The sequence below is a fragment of the Dactylosporangium sp. NPDC051087 genome (assembly GCF_055586325.1).
Genome location: NZ_JBVJIJ010000089.1, coordinates 1 through 1,849 on the forward strand (window position 1 = coordinate 1; position 1,849 = coordinate 1,849).

The 1,849-nt window shown below is 67.4% G+C and carries 2 protein-coding genes; one reads left to right on the plus strand and one right to left on the minus strand.

Features of this window, described 5'->3' with window-relative positions; translation table 11 throughout:
- The coding region (locus ACZ6TV_RS55175; protein ID WP_465309776.1) for a hypothetical protein at nt 1-212 on the minus strand (212 nt) is incomplete at its 3' end.
- Here ACZ6TV_RS55175 and ACZ6TV_RS55180 point away from each other — a divergent pair.
- Nucleotides 205-1,827: an IS1182 family transposase gene (locus ACZ6TV_RS55180; RefSeq protein WP_465309778.1), complete on the plus strand. Its 1,623-nt coding sequence runs from the start codon at nt 205-207 to the stop codon at nt 1,825-1,827. The two genes, ACZ6TV_RS55175 and ACZ6TV_RS55180, sit on opposite strands and share 8 nt — an antisense overlap.
- Nucleotides 1,828-1,849 lie beyond the last annotated feature (22 nt).

Below are 1,849 nucleotides of genomic sequence, written 5' to 3' on the forward strand. Positions count from 1 at the left end.
TTCCGGATGCTGTTGGTGATCTTGGCTGGTTGATCAGTTTGCAGCGCGTCGTTGCCGGGCGCGGAGGTGCGTCGATGCTGGGATAGCAGGATGTCGATGAGCCGTGGTGCGGGTTCGGATGTTCCGGTGGAGACGGCTCGGGTGGCGTGGGCGGCGAGCCCGAAGGGCACGCCGGCGATGTTGATGCGGGATCGGCTGCAGGACTTGTTCACCGACGACGACTTCGTCGGCTGGTTTCCGGTGGACGGCCGTCCTGGTGTGGCGCCAGCCCGGTTGGCGCTGGTGTCGGTGTTGCAGTATGCCGAGAACCTGACTGATCGGCAGGCGGCGCGGGCGGTGGCGTGTCGTATCGACTGGAAGTACGCGTTGGGGATGGAGCTGACCGAGCCCGGGTTCGATCATTCGGTGCTCAGCGAGTTCCGGGACCGGCTGGCCGAGGGTGACCGGGCTGACCGCCTGCTCGCGGTGATGGTTGATCGGCTCGCGGAGGCGGGTTTGGTGCGGGCGCGGGGACGGCAGCGGACGGACTCCACGCATGTGCTGGCGGCAGTGCGTCGGCTGAGCCGGGTGGAACTGGTCGCAGAGACGATGCGCGCCGCACTGGAGGCCCTGGCGAAGGTGGACGAGGTGTGGCTGGCCGGTGTCATGCCGGAGGGATGGGCCGAGCGCTACGGCCGGGCGGCACGGCACGAGCGGCAGCCGACCGGTGCGGCTGCAGTGCGGCAGTATGTCGAGCTGGTCGGTGCTGATGGCATTGCCTTGCTCCAGGCCGTATACGGCCCGACAGGGCCGGCGGCCGGGTCGGGTGCGGCTGCTGTCGAGGTGCTGCGCCAGGTCTGGGTGCAGCAGTACTGGTTTGACGAGTCCGGTCAGCTGCGATGGCGGGAGGCGAAGCTGTCCCGGGCTCGCAAGAGCCGGGAAGGTACGACGCGGCGGCGGTCCGGCAGCACGCCGCCCGACGATGATCCGGAGCCTGCACGAGTGCCGTGGTCGAGCGTGGAGGTCGTGTCGCCGCACGATCCGCAGGCCCGGTTCAGCCACAAACCGGGCAAGGTCGAATGGGTCGGATACAAGGATCATCAGACGGAGACCTGTGACGAGGAACGGCCGAACGTCATCGTGCATGTCGTGACGACCCCGGCTCCGGAACAGGACGTCGGCGTCGTCGATGCGATCCATGCAGCGCTGGCCGATCAGGACATGGCACCCGCGGAACACTTCCTGGACAGCGGCTACGTCACGCCCGAGACGGTGCACCGGGCGTCGAAGGCTCATGGGATAGCGATCGTCGGGCCGGTCCGTCAGGACCCGCGTGCTGTTGAACGGCCCGGCTTCGCCAAGGAAGACTTCCACGTCGACTGGCAGACCGAGACCGTCATCTGTCCACAAGGGACGGTCAGCCCGCCGTGGAAGCCGACGGTCGCGGACGGCAAGCCGCGACTGTCGGTGTTGTTCCGGCGGGCAGACTGCCGCGCCTGCACGGTCCGGCAGCAGTGCACGGGAAACGTTGATGGCAAAGGCCGGCACCTGCTGTTGCTGCCCGAACCGCTGCAGGAAATCCAGCACCGGAACCGAGCGCTACAGCAGACCCCCGAGTGGAAACGCCGCTACGCACTACGCGCCGGATGCGAGGCCACCGTCTCAGAAACCGTCCATGCACACGGCTTACGCCACTGCCGATACCGCGGACTCGCAAAGACCCACGTCCAACACGTCCTCACCGCCGCCGGCACCAACCTCATCCGGCTCGCCCAACACCGGCCCGACCCGCGTCGACGACCACGGACCCGTCTTCAGCAACTCTTCCGCGCTATGACCGACGACTAGATCCAAGATCACCAACAGCATC